Below are 21,597 nucleotides of genomic sequence, written 5' to 3' on the forward strand. Positions count from 1 at the left end.
CGACGCGGGCGCCGGCGACGGTGGCGCGCTCGGCGGCAGGGGCGCCGCGAGGGCGGCGGGTTCGTGCGGGCTGGGAGCGGCGAGGACCGACATGACCACCTCCGCGGGCCGATGTCGCAAGGGCCGTTGTGACAGATAACGCTACCGAGTCGCCCTCGTGTGGGCGAGGGCCGAGCTGGGCTTCCACCGTCAGCGGTCGTTGTGTGTGACAGGTAATGCCAATTCTGTGTCGCAGAGTCAATGGGCGCTCACCATCACGCTATATCACACTCAGTAATTGTTCAGTTACCTTGAGTATGCACTGGCTGGTTTGGATCAGCCAAAGATCCACCAGCAGGAGAGGGACAACTGCCATGCCGAAGCAGTTCATGCCGCGCCTGGCCATCGCGGTCGAGCGCACCATCACGGGGGCCGTGGCACTGATCGTGCTAGTACTGCCCGGCGCCGCCCAGGCCGCCGGGTCCACGCTTCGCGCTGCCGGATCGGTAGCGCCCCGAACAGGCTCGGCGATACCCTCCGCGTCGTCTGCGCGCGTCGAACCGCAGCAAGAGGTGCCGGAACTCGACGTCCCGGGCACTGCCAAGCCCGTCACCTTCCCGCCCGACCAGCGCACCCGCCCCACCCCGGGCACGTTCGTCTTCACTGCTCCGCCCCACACCCGCATCACCCGACTGGAGATGGACTGCCGTCCCCGCCCCTGCGCCGAGGCCATCGCCACCGACGGGTCCACCGCCACCGCCCGCACACCCCCGGGCCGGTGGCGGTGGAGAACGCCCGTACGCGTCTGGCTTCAGGCCGACCCCAACGCCCCCATGCCCCGCGCCCGCTACAGCGGAAGCCTGACCGTCGACGGTGAGCAGCAGCCCCTCGACGTGATCATCACCGAGGGCAAGCAAGGCCTGTTCGGCATCGCCCCGAAGGACACCCCCGACAACAGCGGCGCGCTGATAGCCGCCGTCGCGCCGGGCAGTCCGGCCGACAAGGCCGGGATCCGCCCCGGTGACGTCATCATCTCCTTCAACGGCAAGACCATCACCAACGCCAGCCAGCAGCGTGCCGCCCGCATCGGACAGGTTCGCGCGGGAGCCACAGTCCCCGTCACGTACCTCAGGCCCGACGGCAGCGTCAGAACCGCCGAAGCCACCCTGGTTGACGGTGAGCCGTGATCATCGCCGCAGACCGGTACGAGCGAGTCACCCGTTTCCGCTGCCCTCGTACACGGTCGGGCGGCGCACCACGCCTCGTCCAGATCCGCGAGCACCCGGCGGAAGGTTCGCTCTGCCTGAAAACTCGAAGCGGCCTGTCAGCGGATACCGGCCGGGCGCCGATCCGGGCGAGCTTGTCCGGCGGCGCGCCTGCAGCCCACCGCCAGTCACTGTCAGATCACCGTCACTGTGTTGCCTCCCACCACCACCACCACCATCGTCGCGCGTGCCGACAGCGCCAATCACCAGCAGCCGATGCGGGAGCCCTCGTTGACGACGATCCGGCACACTTCGAAGGCTGGCCATCAGCGACGCCTCCCCCGCCACAGCGTCGTCGTCGTCACCGACGGCGAAAGCTTCCGCATGCGCCGAGCCCGAACCCACACCAACCGGACACCCGTTCGCCCGTGACCGGGGAAACCTTTAAGGGGACACCAGCGGCGACACGCCGCCTTGGTCGTTGCGGTCGTGGAGCATATTCAGGAGCAGAGCATGTTCATGAGCATACGTTCTGCTTGCGCCTTCATCCTTGCCGGGCGGTTTATGGCGGAATGAGAATTCCGGCTTCCGCATGGCATGGAACCGTTGAAGGGAAATATTGGCCACAAGGCTGCACCGCTGTAAGGAGAGGCTAATGGAACACGCAATCGTCCAGAACGACCTGTACGAGCCGCCGGCCCTGGCCGAGGCCGGAGACTTCTCCGACCTCACGATGGGTCCCCGAGCCGAGGGCAACATGGACGGCTACGACGACTACTACCGCGGCTAGCTCGAAGACGGGGAGAGGGTAGTGGCTGAGGAGTGGTTCGTCGCCCTTCCTGACAGCGACACCGGCCTCACCGCGGCACGCACCCTCCGCCCGTCGGCGACGCAGGTGATCGAGCACGCCTCCGGCCGGCCCTGGGTGATGGGCCACTGGCAGGACGACGATGTCACGATCGCAGCGTCGGGCCGCGTCAGGGTAGTGGTGGCCGGCCAGAGTCCGGCCACCACTACGTCGCTGCAGACCCTCGCCTCCAAGGCCAGGTCCCTCGACGATGTCGGCGCCGCGCTCGCTGGTCTGCCCGGCTCCTTCCACGTCATCGCCTCGGCCGACGGCCGGGTCCGCGTCCAGGGCACCCTGGCCGCCGTCCGCCGCGTCTTCCACGCCCGGGTGGGTGAGGCCGTCGTCGCGGCGGACTCCGCCCGGCTCCTGGCCCAGCTGACTGGCGCGCACTGGGACTCCGCCTGGCTGGCGCTGCGCCTGACGTCCATGTACGTCCCGTTTCCCCTGCACGAAGACACCCCCTGGCAGAATGTCACCCCCGTGCCGGCCGATCACTGGCTCTGCCTGGAACGCGACGGGACTGCCTGCACCCGCCGTCGCTGGTCACCGCCCGACCCCGCACTCACCCTGGCCGAGGGAGCCCGCTCCGTCCGGGCAGCCTTGGCGGGGGCGGTAGAGGCGCGGACCGCGCCCGGCGGCACCGTCACCTGCGATCTGTCGGGAGGCCTGGACTCCACCAGCCTCGCTTTCCTGGCCTGCCAGGGGCCGGCCCAGGTGGTCACGTTCCATCAGAGAGGCCGCGACGCCGCCAACGACGACACCTCCTACGCGCGCCTCGCCGCCGCCCACCTGCCCGGGGCCCGCCACCGCGAGCACACCTGCGACCAGGCCGGCGGCAGATTCGACGCATTCGGCCCCGAGGCGCCACCCGCCGACGCCGAGGAGCCCTACGCCTTCGAAACCAGCCGGGCCCAATCCGAGTACATCGCCCGCACCACAGCCGAGGAAAGGCCACGCGTCCACCTGCGCGGCATCGGCGGCGACCAGCTCTTCCAACCCGGCATCGCCTACTTGCACGACCTGATCCGCACCCGCCCGCTGCTCGGCCTGAACCATGTGCGAGCCCAGCGGACGAAGGACAGGCTCCCATGGTCGCGCATCCTCGGCCCCCTCCTTGCCCGCACCACGCCCGCGACCGAACTCGCCCGCGCCGCCGAAAGACTGACCACACCCCACCCGCGCGGGTGGGCCGTCGACCTGAACTGGCAGACGACGGCGACCATGCCGCCCTGGGCCACCCAGGACGCGATCAGCGCGGCACGGGATCTGCTGCGCACGCGCGCCCGGCAAGGCGTCGAACCCCTCGCCCGCCGGCGAGACCAGCACACCGTACTGCTCTTCGCACGCAACAGCGGGAAAGCTGTGGGGCGCACCGACGTACTGTTCCGCCGGCACGGAGTGCGCCTGGCCGCACCATTCCTTGACGACCACGTCCTGCACGCGGCACTCGCCGTCCGCCCCGAGGACCGCCTGTCCCCCTACCGGTTCAAACCCCTGCTGAACGCGGCCATGGAAGGCCTCCTGCCACAGCAGATCCGCGAACGCACCACCAAAGGCGAATACAGCGCCGAGTTCCACCACGACTGGCTGCGGCACCGCCGCCACGTACTGCAGTTCATCGAGGAATCCGAACTCGCACGATGCGGCCTGATCGACATCGGCGCAGCCCAGCGCGCCCTGCTGGCCCCGCACACGAACCCCTCCGTCCTGATCAAGCTCGACGGCACACTGGCCTGCGAGCGATGGCTGCGCACACTCACCACCACCGCCACCGCAGTCGAACCGCTCCCGGATTCCCCCAGGCATCCCGACACGATCGAAGGCATCACACCATGATCGCGCTGCGCACCCACATCACCGCGACCCCGACCGGCAACGGCATGGTCCTGCTGGACACGCGCTCCGGAAAGTACTGGCAGCTCAACGCGACCGGCACACTCATCCTGAGCGACCTGCTGGCGGGAGCCTCGATGACGGAAGCTGCGACGCGCCTGACACTGCGGCACCCCGCCGCCGCCCGCCGCGCCGACGACGACGTCCACGCGCTCCTGCAGCAACTCCGCGCCGCACACCTGCTCATCCAGGATCGGCCATGAGCCACAACCTCGCTCTCCCCACGGGCGGCCACCTCGCCAGGCGCCACCGGCCTGCCGCGCTCCTGGCCGTTGCCGCGGCCAGGGTCCTGGCCGGCCGTTCACCGCACCGCATCCAGCAAGTCCTGCGCCTCGTGCGACGCGGCGCCTGCCCCGCCACCGCCGCCCAAGCCAGCGCCGCCCGCTCCGCCGTGACAGCGGTCAGCCGCCGCTGCGCGATCGACCGCGGATGTCTCCAGCGCTCCCTGGCCGCCGCCCTGCTGTGCCGCCTGCGAGGCACCTGGCCGACCTGGTGCACCGGAGTGCGCACCACACCGTTCTTCAGCGCACACGCCTGGATCGCCGTCGACGGAGAACCGATCGACGAACCCCACGACCCCGCCTACTACACCCCCGTCCTGGCCGTCCCCCCACAACACACGTGGTGAACCGCCATGGGAGGATCCTCAGGCCGGGTGGCAGCGAACGCGATCGTGAGTGCGCCGAGTGCCAGGGGCGATCCTCGGACTGCTGGTAGATGCTGGCCGTCCACTTCGCAGTCGACTCGGCCCTCCACTGCCGAACGTGTGTCCCCAACCGCCAGGTAACCCCCGTGACTGGGCAAACTCCTCGACGTTGGTGTGGGCCTGGCCGCCGCGCAAGCCCTACTCGGACAGGCTTCCACTGGCCGGCGCGGCGCGGTACGACCGGGCGGCCGGAGCGGGCCCGGCGCGCGGCTGTCGGCAAACTGGCCTGCTCCCAAGACGTACCCCTGCCCGGCGTCGCACCGAGACGTCACCGCGAGAAGGGCATGACCGGCCCACTGTGAGTGGTTGGACCTCGGTAAGCCAGCTGAGGGCTGGCGGCGTCGCGTTTCTGCCGTATCCCGGTGCCACTCCTCGCCAGGGTGAGGTCAGCCATTGATCCTCAACCCGTGGTAGGGCTTGTAGGGGTTGTTGCAGTAGTACTCGCGGCGGTTGGCAGGGCGGCGCGGGACGAGCGCGGGCGCGCCACCTGCGAGCTGACAGTCGCTCCGCGTGACGGTTGTGGGTCGTAGGTTGACACTCCAGCCGTTGTACGTGCCGCCCTCGCAGCGCATCGTGTCGCCGAAGATTGCGGGGAGCCCGCCGGCGTTGCGGCAGCGCATGGTGGCCCAGGTGTAGAGAGGTTCGGGGTAGGGAGTGTCGGCGGTGGCCGGGGCGGGGGCGACTAGGGCGCCGCTGGTCAGGGCGGCGGCGGCCAGGATGACGGCCGCCAGGCGCCTGGTGGAGGTGGGGGCGGTGACGTTCACGAGGATGCTCTTCCTTTCATGACGGACAACCACCATCTTTGACTCTAAGTATGCAAATAGCTACTCTCTGTAAAGAGAGATGTGTGTAGCAGCCTCAAATGGAGCGAACCATCCAGCAGGATGACGACTGGCCGTAAACCCGGCCTGCGGCAGACGACGCCCCGCCTTCCTGGATATCGGCGCCCGGTACGGCATCGGCCTGCCGACGCTGAGCTCGCAGGCGATCTGGGTGCCCGGCAGGCGGCGCCCGCGAGGCGGTGACCGTGGCAGGGCGCGCGTCCTCCCTTGCCGACGAGCGGCAAGGGAGGACTTGCCGGGGATGGTCAGGCCAGGCGCTACGGGCGAACCGGTCAACGCCCGCCGCGACCGAGGGTGGGCGCGAGGTACTCGTCGAGGGCAACCTGGACGAGGTCGGGCGGGGCGTTCCTGCCCGGCCTCGTCTGGTGCGACTGGACTTCCTGGCTCGTGCGCGAAGTTCCGGCTCCGTAGAACCGCGACGTCGCTTGCCATCGCGGCCTCTGGAGAACCGCTCCAGAGGCCGCTTCGCATGCGGTGCGATCAGACCGCGGGACCCCGCTTCTGCCGTATCCCGGTGCCCCCTACGCTGACGGCCGGGCTCCTGGAGCGCTTGAACGCCCAGCCCCTGCCGACCTGGCCAGCTCTACAGCTGACCGGCCGCCTGCTGATAGGGCCAGGTCACGGCGCAGACGGACTGGTGAGAAGTGGCCACCGCACAAGTCACGGCCCCCGCAGGCGCGAGGGCCGTTCGCCCGATCTGCACACAGCTCTGAGTCGAGCGTCACCAATCCATGGGGATGCTAGGCCACTGCTCGTGGATATCGCGGACCCCGGACTGGTCGCTGATGTACGTCTTGTCTCCCTTGATGGCGCCGTAGGCGCCACTGCTCTGCCAGTGCCACACGCAATCGGGGTCTGCCCACGGCAGGCCGCTGATCAGGTCGTCGAGTGCCGTGGTGTTCCCCTGGCCGCGGTCGGTGATGTGCACCTGGCTGCCTCGTCTGAACCCGAGCGCCCCGCTCTCGTACACCCACGCGTTTGTGATAACCGCCATACTTCCTCCCCCTCTTATCGATCCACATCCGGGACCAACCGCGTTCCACGGCTCCGCCGGGGTCCCGCTGAATCGGCTCGCGCCTGGAAGTCGCCGGAGACGACGTTGCGATGGATTCGCTCATGGATCCACTCACGCAACTGCATACCCATACTGTGTGTGACGATGCGATACGTACGGTATGCAACGGCCAAACGGCCACCAACGGCCATTGCCCTCAGTGGGTGTCGCACCTGATCAAGCGGGTCGGGCGGTGAACTCGGCTTGGGCTCAGACGATAGAACTCACTCCGCTATGTCGCCGTCGAGGACCTGCGCAGGGCGGACTGCTTCGGAACGCCGACGGCCCCGTACCGCAGGAAGTTCATCGAGTCGGCGGCCACCTCATCCCGGCCCAGGATCGAGTTGTGTACCGAGGGGTCGAGACAGTTACCGCCTGAGGTCTTCGGTTCGATCGTCTTGTTGAGGGCCCCGTCCAGGTGCACGCTGTCGGCGGCCACCTGCCCGTCACTGGTCCCGATCGCGTAGGTCATGACGGTGTCAGGGGTGATGTGCGCCTTGACGTTCAGGTCCGTCAGGAAGTCGCTCTGTGTGCCGATCAAAGTGTCGCGCCACATGTCCTGGCATGCCTTCCAGGGGTGGGTGGTGGGTGACCAGCAGCAGCCGGTTCCGTGGTTGGGGGTCGCCAGGGTGATGATCCGGCGGATCTGGGCGCCGTCCTCCTGGGCTTTCCTGGCCACCAGTCCTCCCATGGAGTGGGAGACCACGTCGACCTCGCCCAGTTGCTCGGCGGAGATCCAGTCGGAGAGCCTTTGGGCGTTGTCGGGGATGTGATCCTCTGTGGTGTCGCTGTAGTCGAAGGCGTGCAGTCTGGCCGACGGGAAGTCGCCGGCGATGTCCTTCTCGAACTTGTCCTTCATCGACGACCAGACGCCCGGGCCCGCATGGAGTCCGTGCACGAACACCACTGGGCGCGTATCCCCGGCCCGGGCCTGGCCGGCCACGCCACCAGCAGGAGCGACTGTCCTGTCAGGCCGCGCTGTGAAGGCCGGCCTCTGGCCGGCGGCAACCGCGGGAGCCCCGCTGGCCGCCACCCCGACACCAACCGCAGCGGCCGCGGCGGCCATGGTGGCCGCCTGCATCCGGAACAACAACATGGAAACCTCCGTCGAGCAGCCCGCCACCGCGCGACACCACGCGGCAGGGCACAACAGGGAAGCCGGGACCACGCTCTGGGGCTCCCGGCCAGGCGCGCACGGGATCTCCCGGGCCGATCCCGCGCGCGCATCACCGGCAAGTAGTCCAGCGGCACAAGCGCTTGGCTGCGCCGCTGGCGGCCGTCGACCTACCTCTACAGGCCCGGGTCGAAGCGGAACCGCTGGGCGAAGTCACCGCGGCAGGTGTAGGTCCTGATGTCGGCGTTGTTGCCGGTGTTCTGGTCCGCGACGGTCAGGCACTTGTCGGAGAACGTCTTGATCTCGTACTGACCGTTCTCGGCTGGAACGAGACGGAACCGCTGGGGGGCGTCGTTGCCGCAGGTGTAGGTCCTGATCGGGACGCTGTCGCCGGAGTCTCGGTTCGCGACGGTCAGGCACTTGTTCCAGGACGTCTTGATCTCGTACTCGTTGTTACCGACGGGGGCGAGAGTGAACTGCTGAGCAGGGTCGTTACCGCCGCAGGTGTAGGTCCTGATCGGCACGCTGTCGCCGGAGTCACCGTTGGCGACGGTGAAGCACTTGTCCGAGAACGTCCTGATCTTCTGGCTCTGTCCGATGCCCAGCATGGCCTGCTGAGCGTGGGTGTCGTGGGCCAGCGCGGCCTGGGGGGCGGCGATCGCGGCGCCGGTGAGGGTGGCTGCGAGTACCGTCGCCGCTGCCAACGGCCATGGCGAGAAGCCTTGGAGGTGATGATTCATGGGCACGCCTTTCTCTTTGCTGAGCGAGGGCCCACCGTGAAGAGGTGGCTACTCTCAGTAGTACAGTAAGCTACTTAGCGTTACCTGCTTATGGTGGGCACGTCCGGTTTCCTTTACTCGTCGCGAGCGCGCAGCGATCGTCCCGCCGAGATCGTCGGCAACGTGTTCGCCCCCGCACAGGCCGGCTACCGTGAGCGTGACCAACCGGTCACCCGGATCGCCCGCGAGCTCGGCGTCGGCCGGTCGGACGCTGTACCGGGCGTTGGAGGGCGACGTGCCAGCCCAGCCTGCTTGACTGACCGTGGAGCGATCAGCGGGCCTACAACGCGGCCCGCGCCCGTGGCCACGACTCGGAGAAGTCGCTGATCGGTGTGTACGCCGGTGGGGCGCCGGGATCCTCGGTGGCCTTGGCGATGGCTCGCAGGCTATGTGGCGGGTGGGACGCTCAGCAAAGGGTGGTAGGTGGTGATGTCGGCGTTCTCGCCGATGGGGTGGCCGTCGGCTTCGATCCAGGCGTGGGCGGCGAATGGCGGGGTGCGTACGCCGGTGTGCCAGGTGGGCCAGGTGCCGTGCATGCGGCACAGCAGGGCGGTGGCCAGGGAGCGCTGCAGGCAGTAGCGGCCGGCGCAGCGGCTGCTGGTCGCGGTGACGAGGTGGCGGGCGCGCAGCGCCTGCTCTGCGGTGGCGGGCTGGGCGCCGCGGCGCAGCACGTTGAGGACGGCCACGATCCGGCGTGGCGACTGGCGAGCCAGCATTCGGGCAGCGGCGACGACCAGGACAACGGTGAGCCGCTGAAACGGAGTGGGCTTCAGCGGAGAGCGGATCGGGACCTGGCTCACGGTGTGCCACTCCTGGTGTTGCGCGCGGTGTCGCTGATCGCGAGTAGGCGGGCCTGGGTGAGATGGTCGATCAGGGCGGTGATGTCGGCCTGGGCCTGCTGGAGGGTGACGGGCCGGGTGGCGGCGATCTGGTCGGCGATCTCGGTGGCGGGTGTACCGGCGAGCAGGGCCCGCAGGACCGCGGCGGCGGTGATGTTGAGCTGGAAGTAACGGCCGGTGCGGGTGTCGAGCAGGACGAGGCCATCGTCAGTGTCGCAGGATGCGACGTCAGGGAGCAAGCGGGGCGGTCGCACGGGGCTCCTTGTGATGGTGATGCCGGGTCAGGTAGGCGGGTTCGGGGTGGGCGGCCAGGTCGCGCAGCCAGGCTTCGGCGCCCAGGGTGGCCTCCACCGCGCCGCAGCCTTCGCGGGTCAGGCCGGGGCTGAGCAGGAGACGGCGCAGCGCGCCGGGGTCGGCCAGGCCGGCGGCGACCAGGTGGGAGTCGTCCGCCCAGGCGGCCAGCTCGCGCTGGTGGGTCTTCAGCCCGGCGTACCAGTCCTCGATGCAGCCGTCCTTGGTCGTGCGGGCCAGGAGCTGCTCGGGAACCAGGTCGCGCATTGCGGCGGCCAGCAGCGGCTTGTACGACCACGGCTCGCCGGCCTCGTGCGGGCGGACTGACAGGCAGGCGTCCAGTACTTCATCGTCGCAGAAGGGCACCTGCAGTGGCTGGAGCCGCTGCATGCGGCTGCCGGAGTGGGCGCCTTGGCGGGCTTGGCGCCGCCAGGCGTGCTCGGCAGGCCCGGCGGCCAGCGGCTCGGCGGTGTCGGCGGCCTCCTGCAGCGCGGCGGCGAGCAGGTCGACGGCCTTGCTGGTGGCCCACGCGGGAAGCGTGACCGGCACGCCCCATGGCTGTGGCGCCGGCCCGGCCGCCTGGACGGCACGGGTGAGGTGCTGGGTGTGCAGCCGGTCGGCCTGGCCGCGCAGCCATGAGGAGTAGGACGGCGCGGGCAGCAGCACCAGGTGGACGGTCTGCGGCGTGGTCCACCGGTGGCGCATCTGGTGGACGACAGTGTGCCGCAGGGCGGTGAGCGGCCGGTGGCGGGCCAGCGATCGCAGGTAGGCGACGGGCGGGATGACGAGGTGGTCGCCGCCGTATCCGCTCAGTCGCCGGCCGATGCCACGCTCGGCCAGGACGGCCATCAGGTGATCCTGCCGCGCGCGGTCCCGCAACAGCATGGGGCTGTCGCCGGCGTCGCGCGCCTGGGCGAGTCCGGTGAACAGGGCGGGCAGCCGGGCGGAGGGGAAGGTGAGATGGGTCAGGCCGGGCAGGTGCGCGGCCGCCAGCTCGGCGTAGCGGGCGTCCTCGTTGCGCGCGCCGCTCCAATGCAGCGTGAGCGCGGTCAGCTGGGCGCCGGCCTGGGCGGCCAGGAAGCACAGCGAGGTCGAGTCCATCCCCCCGGACAGGTCGGCCCCCCATTGCCGGCCGGCGCGCACGCGCACCGTCACGGCCCGCTGCAGCGCCTGGCGCAGCAGGACCGCGCTCTCGGCCAGCGGCAACCGTCCGACCGGCAGCTGGGCGGCCGGGCCGGGCCGTAGCCGGCAGGTCCCGTCGCGGTCCAGGTGCGCCGCGTGGCCGGGCGGCACCAGGTCGACGCCGCGCCACATCGGCATCTCGTCCAGCGGGTGGGGCAGGGCGGCGCCGGCCAGGCGGGCGGCCAGAGCGGCGGGCTCGACGTCGGCGTCACTGAGCCAGGCCAGGGTGCGCGCCTGGTCGGCCAGCACCGTCACCACCTCGTCCTGGGTGGCGTCCCGGGTGGCGTTCTGCGCGCTGATCGTCGTGCGGTACAGCCGTCGCGCCCCGGACCGGTCGCCCCGCGCGTACACCTGGCCGTCGAGGCTGGCCAGCACGTAGAAGCTGCCGGCCCGGCCGTTCACCAGACGTTCGACGTCGGCGACGTCACGCGCACCCGTGAGTGCGTGACCGGCCAGGTCGTCCGCTCCCGCTCCCAGCACCGCGATCCGGGCGCAGCCACGCACCCACAAGGCCGCTTGATCGTCGGCCCAGCAACCCAGCAGCCACGGCCGCCCGGAGGCGTGCGCGACGACGTGACAGGCACGAGCACGCAGCCGCCGGGCCAGGCCGGACGCCGACCGGCAGTCCGCGAGGATCACCAGCCAGCGTCCAGGCACGGGAACCGTCACTCTCACTATTCCCAGTCGTAGGTGAACGCGTCACCGCTTTCTGGGTTGGGCGGGGTCGGGTAGCCGAGGGTGAGGTCGGCGAAGCCGCCGACCTCCTCGGCGAGCGGTGGCTCGTACACGTCCGTGGGCGGGGTGAGCTGGTTGTGCATGGTCAGGTCCCCTCTCAAGGTTCCTTCGTGTGATCGGGCAGGCATGTCGCGCCTGCCGCTCTGTTCATCCTGTCAACCACACACAAATACATAAAGTAGCTGAATGGCTACATATAGTGATGTCGCGAGTGGCGGCCATGTGCCGTGCGTGCCGGACTATGGCGATGATCGAGGCGCTTCGACCAGGGTGACGTCGGTGGTTCTGACGCTGCCGTCGGGTCTGCGGTAGATGACGGGGACTGTGGCTCCCGCGCGAACCTGTCCGATGCGGGCTGCTCGCTGCTGGCTGGCGTTGGTGATGGTCTTGCCGTTGAAGGAGATGATGACGTCGTCGGGGCGAATCCCGGCCTTGTCGGCCGGGCCTCCTGGCCAGGTGGCGGTTACCAGCGCGCCGCTGTTGTTGGGAGCGTCCTTCGGCTGGATGCCCCACGTGCCCTGCTCGCCTTCGGTGATGATCACGTCGAGGGGCTGCTGCTCACCGTCGACGGTCAGGCTTCCGCTGTAGCGGGCGCGGGGCATGGGGGCGTTGGGGTCGGCCTGAAGCCAGACGCGTACGGGCGTTCTCCACCGCCACCGGCCCGGGGGTGTGCGGGCGGTGGCGGTGGACCCGTCGGTGGCGATGGCCTCGGCGCAGGGCCGGGGACGGCAGTCCATCTCCAGTCGGGTGATGCGGGTGTGGGGCGGAGCAGTGAAGACGAACGTGCCCGGGGCGGGGCGGGTGCGCTGGTCCGGCGGGAAGGTGACGGCCTTGGCAGCGCCCGGGGCATCGAGTTCTGGCACCTCTTGCTGCGGCAGGATGCGCACCGCCGCCAAGGATGCGGCCTGGGCGACGCCGGGCAGCGTCAGCGCGATCAGTGCGATCAGCGCCATGCCCCTCATGCAGGCGTTCCTCAGGCCGGCGATCACGTGTTTCATCTGGCGTTCCTTCCTCCAAGCGGCGCTCAGGGGACGGCCGCTGTCAGCAGCATTGTCAGTAGCGCTGTCAGCAGCGGGTCAGCATGTCGGCCAGTGCGGTCTTCTCGGCGGCCTGCATGGTCAGGCCCCAGTCGTGCTTGACGTCGATCCAGGATCGGGCGTACTCGCAGTAGAAGGACTCCAGCGGCGGCTTCCACCGGGACGGGTCCTTGTCGGCCTTGGACTGGTTGACGTTGTCGGTCACAGCCCACAGCTGGGAATCCTCCAGGCTGTTGGCGAACGCCTTGCGCTGGTTGCTGTCCCAGGCCCAGGCGCCGCTGCGCCAGGCTTCCTTCAGCGGCACCATGTGGTCGATGTCGACGTCTTCGGGGTCGTACCAGACGCCGTCGTCGTACGGGCTGGTCCAGGTACCAGAGGTGATCTTGCACAGTTCGTCGGTCTGGACGTCCTGGCCGTCGCGGATGAGGACCTCCTCTCTGGTGTCGCACTCGCCGTCGATCTTGATCCAGTGGGTGAAGGCCTTGCGGGTGTAGGTGTCGGCGTGCGCTTCGTCGGCGACCTCCACCAGCTCCAGCTCTTGCCAGGCCTGGACTCTCGTAGTCGATCGGGCTGAGCTGGCCGAGGCGGGAGTGCCGCCGGATCGTGTTGTTGCGGGTGATCCAGCCGAACACGGCCAGGCGGGCGGTGCGGGGAGGATCTGTCAGTGGCAGGCGACTGGCGGTACTCGGGTGCCGGGCGTTGGCCTGCGGTTTCAGACGGGCCGGCGGTGGCGGGCGCACGTAGCCCCGTACATCTTCGGCGGCCGCGATCCGGTGATGCCGGTCAAGGGTGGCCGGTCAGGGTGGGCCGGCAGGTGACGAACGGCGTGGCCGTCGCAGACGGTGCGGCTGCACACGGCGCTCGCCACCGGCAGGTTCATGGGCGGCCACTGAGCGGGGAGGATTCCCGGACGTGGCCAGGCGGCGTGCCCGGCGCGGGGAACTGTGCACCACGCCGTGCTGGATCAGTCCTGGGCGTAGAAGCTCCCGATGTTGCCGTTCTTGAGACCAGCAGGCTGTACGGGGTCGTAGACCCTGAGCCGGCAGTTGGAGTCCGGGAAGACCAAGATGGTGCCTTCGGTCTGGTTCAGCAGAGCGCTGTTGGGGCCGAGACCGGGGTGGCACTGGCCGGGCTGGGGGTTGGTGATGGTCCTGGTCTGACCGTTGGGTGAGAAGAGACGCACGGTGCCGGGAGCGGCCCAGGCGGCCCAGGCGGCGCTGGCGGGGGCGCAGGTGAGCGCCAGAGCGACGGCGGCTGTTGCGGCTGAGATGACGGGAACGGGGCGCATGGGGAGGTGTCCCTTCAAGGGGGCGGCGGAGCCGGGCGGATGGCCGCGGCAGGAGCCTCCCCAACACGCTCTGCTACTGAACGTTACCTTCTCGCTACGCTCTGCTGTCGCCGATGTCCTGGCGCACTGAACCTTTCGCGCCGTCTACAACCGGGTGATGCCCCAGCGAGAGACATCGCTCCGTGACGCTATGTAAAGTAATGAATGCAAAGCGTAGCGTTTTGGGTTGCGCCTCTACCTTGTGAAGGAGATTCCGGGAATGCGTCTACCCGCCCTCGCTGCCGCCGCGCTCACGACGGCAGCCCTCCTCGCCAGCTCCTCTCCCCATGCCTCCGCGGCCCAAGCCGCCGGTGTTCTGAACCTATGGTCCGGTCTCAATCAGACCGGCCAGGTACAGCCCGTACCGGTGCCTGAACTAGAAGGCTGCGCGGCCGTCGACTCTTCCTTCCTGACCCGGTCGGTTGGGAACCGCAGCCAGAGCCTCGCGGCGCTCTACACCAACCCAGACTGCGAAGGTGAACCAGCGGAGATCGTGTCACCAGGCCGCCGCACCAACCTGGCGCGGCCTCGCGATATCGAGTCGATCGCCTTCCAGTAACCTTCATCGAGCCTTGCCGCCCACAGCTCAACGGGCGGCAAGGGGCCGCAGATCCGCCGGCCTGTCAACGACGGCCGAATTCTGGATCAGACACACTTTCCGTGATCGGACCTGTTGCGTAGATCACGGTTCGGGCGTTCCGGCCGGTAGCCGGGCCTTTGATCACGAGCATCTGCAGCGTTTTGATCAAGGAGCTGGTCGCCGTCCTGTTCCCTCATCTGGTCGGTGTGTGCGTGGAGCAGGTCTTCCGGTCGGGAAGCACGGTGCGGATTCGGGCCAGGACCGGCACCGTGGAGGCTGCTTGCCCGGCCTGTGGCACGCCGTCGCAGCGGGTGCACAGCCACTATGAACGGCGGCTGTCCGATACCGCGGTCGGGGGCCAGGAGGTGCTCATCCAGTTGCGGGTGCACCGGTTCTTCTGCCGCGCTTCCACGTGTGCGAAGGCGACGTTCGCCGAGCAGGTGCCGGGGCTGACCGTCCGGTACGGCCGTCGCAGTGTCCGGGCGGCGAGGGCGTTGCAGGCCATCGCGCTGGCGTTGGGTGGCCGGGCCGGAGCTCGGCTTGCCGGCCGGCTGGCGGCCTCGGTCAGCCGGATGACGCTGATCAGGCTGATCCACGCTCTGCCGGATCCCGCTCCGGCATCCGGTCCGCGGGTGCTCGGTGTGGACGACTTCGCCCTGCGGCGGGGTCACTCCTACGGCACGATCCTGATCGACATCTCCAGCAGCACCGTCGTGGACGTGCTGGTCGGCCGGACGGCCGACACCCTGGCAGCGTGGCTGCGCGTGCCCCCCGGGGTCGAGATAATCTGCCGTGATCGAGCCGGCGCGTATGCCGAGGGGATCGCCCGGGGCGCGCCGCACGCGACCCAAGTTGCGGACAGATGACACCTCTGGCGGAACCTCGGCGAGGCCGTCGAACGCACCGTCACCCATACGGTCCGGCCAGCCCGGGCAGCGGCTCCCGGAACGTCTGCCGCTCACACCCGATCGTCGCGCACCTCAGTCGCCGGAACCGCAGCCGTACCAGCACTCGCTGCCCGCCAACCGGAAGGTCAGCCAACTGCCGATCCACATGGCCGTGCACCCGCCCGGCCGTCCCGCAGCCGGGACACACCACCGGCGCGTCCGTGGAGGCAACATGCACCACGATCGTCCCCGCTCTGAGCTGAACACTGCCGATGGCCAGGCCGGCCAGTTGCGGGAACACCAGCCTCGCGAGATCCTTTACGTCACACCGGCGTCAGGCTGACACAGCCCCCCGAGACAGCCGTGGACCGACACGAACCATCACACTCCGCAACCACCGAAAGTGGGCCAGAGCCGTTATCTAGACAGACCCGCAGGCGGGCCGGTAAGGCGGGGTCTGCGCCGTCGTGGTGGCATTTCGCCGCTGCCGTTCGCTGGACCCAGGACCCTGTCCGCCAGGCTCGGCGGGGGCGCCGGCGACGGGTAGGGCCTGGCTTGCCCGGCGTCAGAGGTCAGGCGCAGTCGCTGACCCATCGGTGGGAGTCGTAGTCGTTGTCGTCCATCCCGCCGTCGTAATACTCGCCCGGCAGGACGCAGAGATCCGCGCGTCCGTAGTTGACGTCGAGGAAGAGCACGACGTTGTCGGGCACTCTGGGATCTTGATACGACGGGGAGTGGTTGTAGACGGACTCGGCGTTGTCGTGCAAACCGTTGTCGTACCAGCTCGCGTCATTCGTCCCTCTGGGCCATCGGGCCGTCGGAAGGCCCGCCCACGCGTCACCGGCCCAGGCACAGAAGTAACCTGAGGCGCAGTCGCCGCGAGCGGCACTGGCGGTGCCGGAGGTCAGGACCAACGTCATCATCGCGAGGGGCAGGCCGATGGCCAGGCCCTTGACAGCCTTGATCATGAAAGTTCCCTTCGATAGGTCGCGATGTCGCGGTTTCAGGACTCGGCCAAAGCCCTCCTGGCTCGGGACATGCCCTGCAGTTCGTAAGACTTCAGCGCGGTGAGCTCGCGCGCGAACCTCCTTTCGGTCTGTGTCTGGTATCGGTGCTTCAGGGTGCGCAGGGTGCGGGAGAAGCCGGTGGAGGTGGTGCACTCGGCTTCGGTCACGGCTGCGGCGATCTCTGATGCCGGCGGCCCTACGCTGGTGGACGCCGGTTCGGTGCGGGCGACCAGTTCGCGTAGTTCGTCCGGTGAGGACGCGATGTACCCGTGCTTGTGCACGCATCCGGCCCAGGCGGTGAGGCCGGCACGGTAGCCGGGATCGGCGGTGACCAGGGTGAGGGTGTAGCTGCCGAAGTGATCAACGGTCCGTCGTGCCCGGTACCAGCCGGCGAGGTCGCCGTAGAGAGCACGTCGCGCCTCCGCCGTGCAGCCGTCGTCGGATGTCGTGAGCCGGCCTCGCTCGGGGAGGTCCACCACGAGTGCGCGATCCGACCCCATGAGCGTGCGGTACCAGGCTTCCCGCTGCTCGGGTGTCAGGTTCCGCACCTCGTCGGGGCCGGGGTCCGAAGCGGCTGCGCGGGATCCGGCCAGCAGGGTTTCGTAACCGTGCCGGCGAGCCCAGCCGACGTCGTCGAGCGGATAGCGCAAGTCCGGTTCCGTCCTCGGAGGGGGTGGCCGCCGCTCGGTGTAGGCGAAGCCGTGCCGGGCCATGCAGCGGGCGATCAGCCGTTCCGCGGCCTGGTGGAGCAGCTTCTCGTCGACCGCCGTGGCCGGACGGTCGCTGGGGACCGGCACCCGCCGGGCGGCCCCGCCATGGCTGGACAGGACCGCCCACCCGGCCATGAGGGTGACGGCGAGGACGCAGGCGGCCGTGAGTGCACCCCGTCTCGGCCTCCTGGATCCGGGACTGGTCATTCTTCGTGCGGGCCCGGGATCGTGCCGGTCCTGTCCAGTCATGCGCCCGTACTCCTTGTTCGGATTGGTCGTCCTGTCGGTGACGGAACAGGGCCGTCACCAGGTGGCTGGACCGATAGGCGGAGCCTCCCGCCGTGCCACGATCGGTGTCCTTGAGCTGCAAGAGGAACGATGCCTGCCGCGGTCGGCGCCGGGCTGGTGAACCCTCACCGGACCGCGGTCGCGTGAAGCCGCGCATGCAGGTGACCGGCCAACTGCAGTATGAACTGAGACGACAACGCGGCCACGCCCTCGGCGCCAGGGATCCGTACGGCATGCGATAGATCCCGGGACGGCGGCGGCATCGAGATGATCAGCGCCTGAGCGGGAGGGTGCCCGGGCTCAACGGGTCAGTATCCTCTCACCCACAACTCAACGGTGCGCCACTCACCCGGACCTGGGACCGTGGTCCAGCAGTTGTACGTACGCCATGCTCCGTCGCGGATGCCCGCGATACCCGTATTGACGCACCTACGGCAGGAGTCGGTTCCTACGAACGCACCGGCATAGACCATTCCTTCGCCTGGAGCGCGCGTACATTCAACCGCTAGGGCGGAGACGGCCTGCTGCGAGTTTGGCGTGCGTTCTTGTGCCGCTGCCGGCATGGTGGCTGCCAGTCCGGTACCCACGACGGTTAGGGTTGCCGCCGCCGTGATAACGAGCTGGGACAGTTTCATACGCATGTAATTTCTCCTTCGCCATCAATGGTCCTGGTGCCTGAATGACTTGACGATGTGCTGCCGGAAGCCGTCTTCGGCGCGCTCCCGAAAGCCGATGCCGCGAGCCGCCGAGGTTGCAGCGGGCCATGAAGACACCTGTTGGACTGTCCGTTACATGGGGCCGTCCACGCGCTCGTGGTGCCGGCGGTCAGGCAGCGCCCCCGTCCGGTGTTGACATACGGCCACCCCCGACGTCGTCGACTGGTTAACCCCCGTGTCGCACCTGCCAGTGAACGTGCCGCTGATGGAGCCGCCAGCCTTGATCAGACAGCGCCCGCTGCCGCTGCTTGAAAGGCGGAACGATGCAGCCTGCGCTGCGATGCCGACTTCGCTCTTTCCGGTTGTCTCCGCTACAGATGCGGGAGCGGCAGATGCTGGGGCCGAGCCGAACAGGCGAACTTCCGATAGGGTTGCTGCGGCTGTTCCAGCGAGCTTGCTCATCGGCCTCCTTTGCCTGGGCTCCCCGTTTGGCCTTCCTTTCCCAGCTTGCTGGCCATCGCCGGACTTGTCCTTACGGCAGAGCGCACACCTGTTTAGTCTGCGGGCACTATCTCGCGTACTGCAGGCGGAACTCGCGTGGCGACATCCCGTACGCGCTGCGGAACGCCTGGCTGAAATGCGCCGGGCTGGTGAACCCCCACCGGGCCGCGATCGCGTTGATCGGGTAACCGGCCAAATGCGGCTCGGCGAGGTCACGCCGGCACCGTTCCAAGCGGCGTTCGCGGATCCATGCGGCCACGGTGTGCCCCTCAGCGCGGAACAGCTTGTTCAGATACCGCAGGGAGATGTGGTGCGCCACGGCGATCGCGGCCGGGGTCAGGTCCGCCTCGCCCAGGTTCGCTTGTATGAAGGCGTGGATCTGGGCGAGCAACGCGCGTCGTCGGCTGTTCGGCGGCACCGCGCTGTGGGCGTCCAGTGCGCCGGCCAGCGCGGCGGTCAGGACGTCGATGGTCAAGGTGGAGACCCGCATCGCCTCGGCCGGGCTGAACTCCTCCAGATGCCGGGCCAACTGGAGCAGGAACTGCGAGGCCAGCGCACCCATGCCCCGCTCACCCCGGATCGGCACCGAGTTGAGCGCGCGCAGGCCCCGCTCGGGCAGCGGCAGCAAGGAGCGCGGAAACTGCAGCGACAGCACCTGGCCGTCCCCGGCGCCCCTCGCCTCGAACCTGGTCAGATAGGGATGCGAACTGTCCCGGAGCATCAGATCCCCGACTCCCAGATCCGCCTGCCGGCCGGCTTGCTCCCCGATGGCGTGGCCACGGACGGTGCAGGTCACGAAGAAGGTTTCGGGGTCGCAGCGGCGGATCAGCCGGGGCGTACGCCGGATCGTCAGCGACGGCGCGGTGAGCAAGGTCGCCTGCACGAGGCCGAGCCCGCCAAGAGCGACATGAGCTTGGAACGCGCCTTCCAGACCTGGTTCGCAGTGCGCGTCCAGCGGCATCCACATCTTCGAGCTCATCTCGCGCCAGAAGCTGAGCCGCTCATGCGCCGGGACGGCGGCGAAGCTGACCACGTCCATGGCTCTCCACATCGAAGTATCCCTCCGGGCCGGCCCAGCATCACCGATCCAGCTCTCGCACACAACCCGCACGGCCCCGACACTCGTTGACACAGCAACGGTTCACACCGGCACTACGTGGAGTGCGAGCAAGATCGCGTCACCTGACCGAACGAGCAGCTTGCCGGGAGCGGCGGGCTGTAGCGTGACCGTCCTCGTAAGGAGCCGCTGGTCGCGCTCAGGTCACAGCTGGCCGAAGCTGACTTGGGCCAACTGCAGCGGCTCCTTCTCCCAGGCGTAGGCCAGTGGGCGGGCCACTTCGTTGAACGGCTGCTCACCGTGGCGGCGAATCGACAAGGTGCCATCGCGGCACAGGTCCAGCCGCCACGGTCGGTCGGTCCAGCCCTCGCCCAGGTCGGCGGCGCATACGATGGGCGGCTCCTCAGGCCCGTGGAGCCCAAGGTCGGCGGTTGACACAGGCCCGGCGCCGAGCCAGAACGACTCCTCGTCCACCAGATGAAATTTGGCGATCAGCGGCATGAGGAGGCTTTCCCTTCCAGGGGGCCAGGCAGGTCGGAATTGTCGTGCGATGGTGGAGCTCACCGTGCACACCATGCTCGGCTGATTGCGTCACCGGCTCCAAGACGGTGCCGTCCGTGGGCTTTCGCGGCGCGTACAGCGATGGGACGATCCGCCACCACGGCGGGGCGATGGCCCGCACCTCGGCCTCGAAGGTGGCCGCCGCTGCGGCGGCCTCCGGCGGGGCAAAGATGTAGGTGACGTAGTCGTTGGCGCCTTGGCCGCTGGCCGGGGGGCTGGCTTGCTCGGCCAGCACGGGCAAAACCTCGATCAGCCGCATCTCCCTGTCGGACTCGGGTCGCCGTGCACCACGGTGACCGCAGCCCTGCCCTGTGTCGCGAGCGTGGCCTCAGCCAGGGCGGCTCGTTCGGCCAGGCGTCGTGCCCAGCCCGGCGGCATAGGTTGTTCCGGCCAAGCGTCGTCGGGCGTGCCCGGGAGCTTCTCGGTGCTCATCAAGAGGCGTTCCCTTCATGAAGCGGCCGGTGCGCCAGGGCGCGCTCAGGATCGTGGCGAGGCGACGGCCAGCAGTGCGGCGGCCAAGGTCCGGCCGTGCGCGGCGACGTGCTCGCCCTCGCCCAAACGGATCTGTCGGCCCTGATGGTGCAGCACCACGGCGCCGTCCGGCTGCCGGGCGACGCAGATGTCGGCCTCGGGCAGGGCCACCCCGCGTGCGCCGTCGCCGAGGTCGCCGCTGAGGTCGGCCAGTGCGGGTAGCACCAGCCCGGCCGCGGCCTGGGCGGCGGCCAGCCGCTCACGTAGTTCCCGCACCTGTTCGGCGTCGCGCTCGCGTTCGGCCTTGGCGGCGCGCGCCTGCTGTTCGGCGGCCACCGCGCGCTCGCGCTGGAGATCGCGGTCGATGCGCGCCTGGCGCAGCTCGTCCTCGGCGCGGGCCTGCAGCCGCGCGGCTCCGGCGGCTTCGCCCTGCGCGGCGACCAGGGCCAAACGCGCCTCGGAACGCCTCCGCGCTGCTCGGCCCCATGATGATCGCCGGTCTCGGCATGGGCATCTTGCTGGTGGGAGCCACCACCGTGTTGTCCTCCGGGATCCGAGCCGAGGATGCCGGCGCCGCCTCGGGCCTGCTCAACGTCATGCAGCAGATCGGTGGTGCGCTGGGGCTGGCCATCCTCGTCACGGTGTTCGGCGCGGCCACGCGCGCTTCGCGCGGACCGGCCCATCAGGTGCTCACCGAGGGGATCACCGCGGCGTTCACCGTCGCCGCCGTGTTCACCGCCGCCGCAATCCTCCTGGCCCTGACCATGAAGACCCGATCGGCTCCGGCAGCCGCAGAAGAGCCCACCCGATGATGCAGGCAGCAGCCTCATCTACGCCAGCGATGAGACACGGGAACGGGACCCGGTGCACGTTCTCCGTTCCACCACACTCTGCCCCCGACTCCAGGGAGCAGCGGCCCCGCCTGAATCCGAGGGGCGCGCCTGCTCTTCGGCGAGGCAGACTGGCGGCGCGACGCCACCCACCAGACCGGAAGTGGCGACTTGGCAATCGGCTCGCGAGGAGGATCGGAACGGCCGGTAGCGACTGCG

Annotated in this window: 25 protein-coding genes; 8 read left to right on the forward strand and 17 right to left on the reverse strand. The window is 69.2% G+C overall.

Annotated features, from left to right (window positions below; genetic code table 11):
- The first annotated feature begins 353 nt into the window (after nucleotides 1–353).
- The 5 genes from ACFYUV_RS49950 (at nucleotide 354) to ACFYUV_RS49970 (ending at nucleotide 4,552) form a co-directional block, all read left to right on the forward strand.
- Nucleotides 354–1,166 carry a PDZ domain-containing protein gene (locus ACFYUV_RS49950; protein ID WP_387682937.1) on the forward strand — a complete coding sequence of 271 codons (813 nt, stop codon included), beginning with the start codon at nucleotides 354–356 and terminating at the stop codon, nucleotides 1,164–1,166.
- Nucleotides 1,167–1,839: 673 nt separating this feature from the next.
- Nucleotides 1,840–1,974 carry a lasso RiPP family leader peptide-containing protein gene (locus ACFYUV_RS49955; protein ID WP_387682939.1) on the forward strand — a complete coding sequence of 45 codons (135 nt, stop codon included), beginning with the start codon at nucleotides 1,840–1,842 and terminating at the stop codon, nucleotides 1,972–1,974.
- A gap of 21 nt (nucleotides 1,975–1,995) precedes the next feature.
- On the forward strand, nucleotides 1,996–3,867 hold the full coding sequence (locus ACFYUV_RS49960) for an asparagine synthase-related protein (RefSeq protein WP_387682941.1): 1,872 nt from the start codon (nucleotides 1,996–1,998) through the stop codon (nucleotides 3,865–3,867).
- Nucleotides 3,864–4,127, forward strand: coding sequence for a lasso peptide biosynthesis PqqD family chaperone (locus ACFYUV_RS49965; protein ID WP_387682943.1), 264 nt, complete (start codon nucleotides 3,864–3,866; stop codon nucleotides 4,125–4,127). The genes ACFYUV_RS49960 and ACFYUV_RS49965 overlap by 4 nt, the downstream gene beginning before the upstream one ends.
- Nucleotides 4,124–4,552, forward strand: a complete 429-nt coding sequence (locus ACFYUV_RS49970; protein WP_387682944.1) for a lasso peptide biosynthesis B2 protein — start codon at nucleotides 4,124–4,126, stop codon at nucleotides 4,550–4,552. The genes ACFYUV_RS49965 and ACFYUV_RS49970 overlap by 4 nt, the downstream gene beginning before the upstream one ends.
- A gap of 464 nt (nucleotides 4,553–5,016) precedes the next feature.
- Here the strand turns inward: ACFYUV_RS49970 and ACFYUV_RS49975 are convergent, their stop codons facing one another.
- The 11 genes from ACFYUV_RS49975 to ACFYUV_RS50025 form a co-directional block, all read right to left on the reverse strand.
- Nucleotides 5,017–5,394 carry a hypothetical protein gene (locus tag ACFYUV_RS49975; RefSeq protein WP_387682946.1) on the reverse strand — a complete coding sequence of 126 codons (378 nt, stop codon included), beginning with the start codon at nucleotides 5,392–5,394 and terminating at the stop codon, nucleotides 5,017–5,019.
- Nucleotides 5,395–6,193: 799 nt separating this feature from the next.
- Nucleotides 6,194–6,400 carry a hypothetical protein gene (locus ACFYUV_RS49980; protein WP_387682948.1) on the reverse strand — a complete coding sequence of 69 codons (207 nt, stop codon included), beginning with the start codon at nucleotides 6,398–6,400 and terminating at the stop codon, nucleotides 6,194–6,196.
- 358 nt (nucleotides 6,401–6,758) lie between these two features.
- The gene (locus ACFYUV_RS49985; RefSeq protein WP_387682950.1) at nucleotides 6,759–7,622 is read right to left on the reverse strand and encodes a lipase family alpha/beta hydrolase; all 864 of its coding nucleotides are present in this window, start codon (nucleotides 7,620–7,622) and stop codon (nucleotides 6,759–6,761) included.
- Between the two features lie 194 nt (nucleotides 7,623–7,816).
- Nucleotides 7,817–8,380, reverse strand: a complete 564-nt coding sequence (locus tag ACFYUV_RS49990) for an RICIN domain-containing protein (protein ID WP_387682952.1) — start codon at nucleotides 8,378–8,380, stop codon at nucleotides 7,817–7,819.
- 425 nt (nucleotides 8,381–8,805) lie between these two features.
- The gene (locus ACFYUV_RS49995; RefSeq protein WP_387682954.1) at nucleotides 8,806–9,219 is read right to left on the reverse strand and encodes a lasso peptide biosynthesis B2 protein; all 414 of its coding nucleotides are present in this window, start codon (nucleotides 9,217–9,219) and stop codon (nucleotides 8,806–8,808) included.
- A complete protein-coding gene (locus ACFYUV_RS50000; protein WP_387682956.1) occupies nucleotides 9,216–9,512 on the reverse strand; it encodes a lasso peptide biosynthesis PqqD family chaperone in 297 nt (98 codons plus the stop codon). Before ACFYUV_RS50000 ends, ACFYUV_RS49995 begins: the two co-directional genes overlap by 4 nt.
- Nucleotides 9,487–11,388, reverse strand: coding sequence for an asparagine synthase-related protein (locus tag ACFYUV_RS50005; RefSeq protein ID WP_387682958.1), 1,902 nt, complete (start codon nucleotides 11,386–11,388; stop codon nucleotides 9,487–9,489). Before ACFYUV_RS50005 ends, ACFYUV_RS50000 begins: the two co-directional genes overlap by 26 nt.
- Nucleotides 11,389–11,405: 17 nt before the next feature.
- On the reverse strand, nucleotides 11,406–11,567 hold the full coding sequence (locus ACFYUV_RS50010; RefSeq protein WP_387682960.1) for a lasso RiPP family leader peptide-containing protein: 162 nt from the start codon (nucleotides 11,565–11,567) through the stop codon (nucleotides 11,406–11,408).
- A gap of 138 nt (nucleotides 11,568–11,705) precedes the next feature.
- Nucleotides 11,706–12,419 carry a PDZ domain-containing protein gene (locus tag ACFYUV_RS50015; protein WP_387682962.1) on the reverse strand — a complete coding sequence of 238 codons (714 nt, stop codon included), beginning with the start codon at nucleotides 12,417–12,419 and terminating at the stop codon, nucleotides 11,706–11,708.
- Nucleotides 12,420–12,531: 112 nt separating this feature from the next.
- Complete coding sequence (locus ACFYUV_RS50020) at nucleotides 12,532–13,029, reverse strand: HNH endonuclease family protein (RefSeq protein ID WP_387682964.1); 498 nt, start codon at nucleotides 13,027–13,029, stop codon at nucleotides 12,532–12,534.
- 438 nt (nucleotides 13,030–13,467) lie between these two features.
- A complete protein-coding gene (locus ACFYUV_RS50025) occupies nucleotides 13,468–13,791 on the reverse strand; it encodes a hypothetical protein (RefSeq protein ID WP_387682966.1) in 324 nt (107 codons plus the stop codon).
- Between the two features lie 226 nt (nucleotides 13,792–14,017).
- Here ACFYUV_RS50025 and ACFYUV_RS50030 point away from each other — a divergent pair, with 226 nt between their 5' ends.
- Both ACFYUV_RS50030 and ACFYUV_RS50035 read left to right on the forward strand, forming a co-directional pair.
- Nucleotides 14,018–14,389: a hypothetical protein gene (locus tag ACFYUV_RS50030; RefSeq protein WP_387682968.1), complete on the forward strand. Its 372-nt coding sequence runs from the start codon at nucleotides 14,018–14,020 to the stop codon at nucleotides 14,387–14,389.
- Between the two features lie 182 nt (nucleotides 14,390–14,571).
- Nucleotides 14,572–15,276: an ISL3 family transposase gene (locus tag ACFYUV_RS50035; protein ID WP_387682970.1), complete on the forward strand. Its 705-nt coding sequence runs from the start codon at nucleotides 14,572–14,574 to the stop codon at nucleotides 15,274–15,276.
- 40 nt (nucleotides 15,277–15,316) lie between these two features.
- On the opposite strand, the gene ACFYUV_RS50040 is transcribed toward ACFYUV_RS50035, so the two are convergent.
- The 6 genes from ACFYUV_RS50040 to ACFYUV_RS50065 all read right to left on the reverse strand — a co-directional run bounded on the left by ACFYUV_RS50040 (nucleotide 15,317) and on the right by ACFYUV_RS50065 (nucleotide 20,998).
- Nucleotides 15,317–15,598 (reverse strand): transposase family protein, encoded by a 282-nt coding sequence (locus ACFYUV_RS50040; RefSeq protein WP_387682972.1) that lies wholly within the window; start codon nucleotides 15,596–15,598, stop codon nucleotides 15,317–15,319.
- Nucleotides 15,599–15,869: 271 nt separating this feature from the next.
- The gene (locus tag ACFYUV_RS50045) at nucleotides 15,870–16,265 is read right to left on the reverse strand and encodes a peptidase inhibitor family I36 protein (protein WP_387682974.1); all 396 of its coding nucleotides are present in this window, start codon (nucleotides 16,263–16,265) and stop codon (nucleotides 15,870–15,872) included.
- A gap of 35 nt (nucleotides 16,266–16,300) precedes the next feature.
- Nucleotides 16,301–17,149 carry a hypothetical protein gene (locus ACFYUV_RS50050; RefSeq protein ID WP_387682976.1) on the reverse strand — a complete coding sequence of 283 codons (849 nt, stop codon included), beginning with the start codon at nucleotides 17,147–17,149 and terminating at the stop codon, nucleotides 16,301–16,303.
- 1,377 nt (nucleotides 17,150–18,526) lie between these two features.
- On the reverse strand, nucleotides 18,527–19,498 hold the full coding sequence (locus ACFYUV_RS50055; RefSeq protein WP_387682978.1) for a helix-turn-helix domain-containing protein: 972 nt from the start codon (nucleotides 19,496–19,498) through the stop codon (nucleotides 18,527–18,529).
- A 222-nt stretch (nucleotides 19,499–19,720) separates the two neighbouring features.
- The gene (locus ACFYUV_RS50060) at nucleotides 19,721–20,017 is read right to left on the reverse strand and encodes a hypothetical protein (protein WP_387682979.1); all 297 of its coding nucleotides are present in this window, start codon (nucleotides 20,015–20,017) and stop codon (nucleotides 19,721–19,723) included.
- A gap of 537 nt (nucleotides 20,018–20,554) precedes the next feature.
- Nucleotides 20,555–20,998: a hypothetical protein gene (locus ACFYUV_RS50065; protein WP_387682981.1), complete on the reverse strand. Its 444-nt coding sequence runs from the start codon at nucleotides 20,996–20,998 to the stop codon at nucleotides 20,555–20,557.
- A 35-nt stretch (nucleotides 20,999–21,033) separates the two neighbouring features.
- Here ACFYUV_RS50065 and ACFYUV_RS50070 point away from each other — a divergent pair, with 35 nt between their 5' ends.
- Complete coding sequence (locus tag ACFYUV_RS50070; RefSeq protein ID WP_387682983.1) at nucleotides 21,034–21,360, forward strand: hypothetical protein; 327 nt, start codon at nucleotides 21,034–21,036, stop codon at nucleotides 21,358–21,360.
- Nucleotides 21,361–21,597: the final 237 nt, after the last annotated feature.

The organism is Nonomuraea sp. NPDC003560 (genome assembly GCF_042878785.1).
GTDB lineage: Bacteria > Actinomycetota > Actinomycetes > Streptosporangiales > Streptosporangiaceae > Nonomuraea.